This is a genomic window from Bradyrhizobium sp. (assembly GCF_049512235.1).
Lineage (GTDB): Bacteria > Pseudomonadota > Alphaproteobacteria > Rhizobiales > Xanthobacteraceae > Bradyrhizobium.
Window position 1 is genome coordinate 1 of record NZ_JBEKXH010000498.1, and the last position, 4,643, is coordinate 4,643.

Annotated in this window: 3 protein-coding genes; 1 reads left to right on the plus strand and 2 read right to left on the minus strand. The window is 61.2% G+C overall.

All coding sequences use genetic code 11. From position 1 onward, the window contains the following. Both ABSG20_RS30330 and ABSG20_RS30335 read right to left on the minus strand, forming a co-directional pair. Nucleotides 1-1,960 (minus strand): plasma-membrane proton-efflux P-type ATPase (locus ABSG20_RS30330; protein WP_423868143.1); only part of this gene is annotated, 1,960 nt, incomplete at its 3' end. Between the two features lie 297 nt (nucleotides 1,961-2,257). Next, nucleotides 2,258-2,800, minus strand: a complete 543-nt coding sequence (locus ABSG20_RS30335; protein ID WP_423868144.1) for a general stress protein — start codon at nucleotides 2,798-2,800, stop codon at nucleotides 2,258-2,260. 608 nt (nucleotides 2,801-3,408) lie between these two features. On the opposite strand from ABSG20_RS30335, the gene gnd reads away from it, so the two are divergent. After that, on the plus strand, nucleotides 3,409-4,452 hold the full coding sequence (gene gnd, locus ABSG20_RS30340) for a phosphogluconate dehydrogenase (NAD(+)-dependent, decarboxylating) (RefSeq protein WP_423868145.1): 1,044 nt from the start codon (nucleotides 3,409-3,411) through the stop codon (nucleotides 4,450-4,452). Nucleotides 4,453-4,643: the final 191 nt, after the last annotated feature.

A 4,643-nucleotide genomic window follows, 5' to 3' on the forward strand; every position in this document is an offset into this window, starting at 1 on the left:
CGACAATCGCCAGCGTCATGAACAACAGTACGCGCAATGTCTCGGCGATGCGGTACATCGCGTAGCTGTTCATCCGCTGGAATATCTTCCGGCTCTCCTTGATCGCATCGATAATTACCGAGAGTCCCGGCGCCACCAGCACGATCGAGGCCGCTGCACGCGCCGCATCTGTCGCGCCGGAGACGGCGAAGCCACAGTCGGCCTTCTTGAGTGCGGGCGCGTCGTTCACCCCGTCACCCGTCATGCCGACGATATGATCGTGCGTCTGCAGCACATCGACGATGTGGAATTTGTGCTCTGGAAACACCTGGGCGAAACCGTCAGCCTTTTCGATGGACCTAGCCGCCGCGGCAGTCTCCTCGGTCTTGGAGTCACTGAGGCTGGCGCCATCGAGAATGTTCGTACCCATTCCCAGCGTTTTGGCGGTTTCCCGGGCGATTGCCAGGGCATCGCCTGTCACCATCTTGATCTTCACGCCCATCTGGGCGGCGGTCGCCACAGTGGATTTTGCATCCTCGCGCGGGGGATCGAACAGCGGCAACATGCCGAGTAGCTGCCATTTGCCGTCGCCATCCGCGCGGGCCACGCCCAGCGCACGAAAGCCGCGGGCGGCGAATTCGGTGACGGCCTTTTCGACCGCGGACTTCATCGTTGCGGGATTGGCGGACAGTTCCAGGATGACCTGAGGCGCGCCCTTCGTCACCTTGAATATACTTCCATCCGCAGCCTTGACGGTGGCTTCGGTGCGCTTGTGCACGGGATCGAACGGCACGAAATGCGTGACCTGATAGGACTTCAGGCCCTGCTTGTCCTTCAGGCCGCCCAGGACGGCTAGATCGATGGTGTCGTCGTTGTCTGATCGTGAGGCGAGTGCGCCGGCTAGGATCAGCTCTTCGGCGGTGATCTTATCCAGGCAGAACGGATCACCCAAGGTCAGTTTGTTTTGCGTCAGGGTCCCGGTTTTGTCTGCGCACAGCACATCGACGCCGGCCAATTCCTCAATCGCGACGAGCTTACTCACGATCGCTTGCTTCTTCGCAAGCACGCGGGCTCCCACGGCCATCGTCACCGATAGAACTGTGGGCATCGCCACCGGGATCGCCGCCACGGTCAGCACCAGGGCAAACTGAAGCGTCGTGAGAATAGGATCGCCGCGGTAGATCCCCACGGCGATGATCAGCGCAACCATGGCTACCGCCAGCATGATCAGGTAGTTGCCGATCTTCAGCACTGCCTGCTGGAAATGACTGACGCTAACCGCCGTCTCCACCAGCTCCGCAGTCTTGCCAAAATAGGTGTTTTCGCCCGTCGCATAGACCAGCGCACCGATCTCGCCGCGACGAACGATCGAACCGGAGAATACAGCGTCGCCGGATATGCGCGTGGCGGGTAGGGACTCGCCGGTCAGCGCCGACTGGTCGACGGACAGTTCATCGCCGTCCAGCAGGCGCGCATCGGCCGGGACGATGTCGCCGAGGCGCAAGCGGATGGCATCTCCGGGCACCAGTTCTCGTGCCGGTTGGGTAGCCCACTTCCCGTCACGTTTCACCCGCGCCGTGATGGCCAGCTTGGCCTTCAGGGCAGCGATGGCGTTTCCCGCCTGGTGTTCCTCCCAAAATCCGACCATCGCGTTGGCGAGAAGCAGAACGAGAATGATTCCAAAATCCGGCCAATGCCGGGCTGCCGCTGAAAGGATCACCGCCGCTTCGATCATCCATGGGATGGGCCCCCAGAAATAGGTCAGAAACTTCAGGAACGGATTGCTTTTCGTTTCGTCGATCTCGTTCGGCCCATATTGAGCCAGTCGCTTCTGGGCCTCGGTTTGGGTGAGACCATCCGGCGACGATTGCAGCTTTTTTTCCACCTCCGCGAGAGGTAAAGACTTCAGATCGTCTTCCGAATCGAGCTTGGCATTTTGCCTGGATCCCGGAGCATCGAGTTGCGCGACGTTGGTTTCCATTTCCCGGATGCCTTCTATGTTGCCATGCGTGAGCCCCACGAGTTGCTGCTGACGTTGATACGCTGGATGGTGCCGGCTGTCCGCCGCGATACCTGCGTCGCGTCGCAAGCCGACAGAGGCAGAGGATATCGAATTCGGACGTCAATACTTCTCCGGCGTGGGGCGCTGGAGTCAACCGATCGAGCGGTCTGACCGGCAGGGACTACCGCCATCGGTAGGAGCGATCCAACCATCTCCGAGGCGATCAGAGTTTTCATGGTGACGTCTCCAGGTTTCTGGCGTCAGGCAGACTGCGAATCAACTGTTTGCATGCTCTGGCACCTTAACGCCTGCGACCACGTCAAGCTGCGACGGCTTCGCCTCACCGAGGATTGTCTTTGCGCGGGCCATTTCTTCCGCCGAACCGTGCGCCATCACCAGAAACCCATCAGCCTTCACGGCGGTCTCATATCGGATCACGCTGTCCTTTGGGACGCCGATGCTATACAGAGCGGCACCAAGCGCGCTGAGCCCGCCAACGATGACCGCGTTCTCAATGCCAGCGACCGCAACGGTAGCGAGATATCCCAGCACGACGACGTGCCCGACGAAGGGAATGGCCATGAACAGGCCGCCAAAGAACAATCCCCAAAAGCCGCCCCAGAACGCACCCCGCGTGCCCCAAAACTTGACCCGATCGCCGGTGTTGTAAAAGCCGACGACTTTTTCGTCGGTATGATATCCCTTGCCGACCAAACTGAGGTTCTTCATCGCGAAGCCGGTCGCGGTCAGTTTTTTCACGGCGGCTTCCGCTGCAGGATGGTCAGCAAAGACGGCGATGACTGAGTCAGTTGTTCCCATTTTGTACTCCTTCTGGCCAAGCGGCTGAGCCCAGGCGATTATCGGCGCAGGACCGTGTTCGGAAACTTGCGATGGGACGTTAGCCGGGATCGGACTAGGGAAGGCAGACTCGGAAACTACTCAGCCTGGACGCCGGCATCGCCCGGGACGATGAGCGGCGTGGCTGCCGCCAGGACATGCCGGTCCTTCAGAACGAGATCAGCCAAAAAGCGACCGCGATCCCTGTGTTCGCTGACCCGTCGCACCAGCCTACAATCCGGTTCGCGCGAGCCGCTCGTAGTTAGTATCTGCTTAAGCAAAGCCATCTCAACCTGCCGCAAGGCATCCGGTTCCTCATTGGCAGACCAACGAGCTAACGGGGTTATGACGTAGCCAGGATCCCGGACCGGCTGGCTCTGAGTAGTTTCCGAGTCTACAGTCGCAGACTTGTTGCGGTTAATCGTCTTAGCTGGCGAATGCGCCGAGTGTGCGATTGCGCTCTCGTGCTCTTGACAGATTTGAAGTGGTCAGCGTGTTAGCCGCGTCGACGCTGGGCTACCGGAGCTAGGCTTGAGCGGTCGATGCCGCAGTCGCGCGACATACAGGGACTTTTACAAGGAGTGAAGCAGATGCAGATCGGCATGATCGGAATCGGTAAAATGGGCGGCAACATGTCTCGTCGCCTGATGAAGGCGGGACATCACTGCGTGGTATACGCGCGCACCGCCAAGACGCGCGAGGCGCTGGCAAAGGACGGTGCCACGGCGGCGACCTCGATTGCCGATCTGGTAAGCAAGCTTTCGGACAAGCCGCGCGCCATCTGGCTGATGCTGCCCGCGGGAAAGGTCACCGAAGAGATGGTAGAGCAACTCAGTGGGATACTGGAGCGCGACGATATCGTCATCGACGGCGGCAATTCCTTCTACAAGGACGACATTCGCAACGCCAAGAAACTCGCGCTGAAGGGCATCCACTACGTCGATTGCGGCACGTCCGGCGGCGTCTGGGGTATCGAACGCGGCTATTGCATGATGATCGGCGGCCCGAAGCAGGCTGTCGATCGTCTCGATCCGATCTTTTCGGCGCTGGCGCCCGGCACCGGCGTGATTGCGCGCACGCCGGATCGGGCGAGCGGCGATTCCCGCCCCGAGCGCGGCTACATTCATGCCGGCCCTTCCGGCGCCGGGCACTTCGTCAAGATGGTGCACAACGGCATCGAGTACGGAATGATGCAGGCCTATGCCGAGGGCTTCGACATCCTGCGTCACAAGGACTCGAAGGATTTGCCCCAGGACGAACGCTTCGTGCTGAATATGCCTGATATCGCCGAGGTTTGGCGGCGCGGTAGCGTGATCTCGTCATGGTTGCTCGACCTCGGTGCTGCCGCGCTGGCGAAGGACCCGCAGCTGAAGACCTATTCCGGCTTTGTGCAGGATTCCGGCGAGGGCCGTTGGACGGTGCAGGCCGCAATCGAGGAGGCAGTCCCGGCGGACGTGCTCACGAGCGCGCTCTATGCCCGTTTCCGCTCGCGGCAGGAGCACACTTTTGGCGAAAAGATGCTCTCGGCCATGCGCTTCGGTTTCGGCGGCCATCTCGAAGGCAAGGAACCCATCGACCCGGAACCAGCGAAGCAAACCGCAGGACGCGTTGCGGCTCAGGACGCCGCAGAGTAGCACCATGCCCGGCAACCCTGCCGTTCCGGCGCCGCAGGTGGCCCAGCCGCCACCGCGGCGCCAGCCCCGTCCTGCCGATCCGTCCGCCATGGTGATCCTCGACGCCACCGGCGACCTTGGTGCTCACCGTTCAAGCGCGCCAGCTGGCGGCGACCGAGCGGGAGTGCACGTATGGTAGATTCCGCGCGCGT

Bases quoted from the DNA above. Each gene is read 5' to 3' on its own strand.
- gnd (WP_423868145.1), top strand. From the start codon at position 3,409: ATGCAGATCGGCATGATCGGAATCGGTAAAATGGGCGGCAACATGTCT.
- ABSG20_RS30335 (WP_423868144.1), bottom strand. From the start codon at position 2,800: ATGGGAACAACTGACTCAGTCATCGCCGTCTTTGCTGACCATCCTGCA.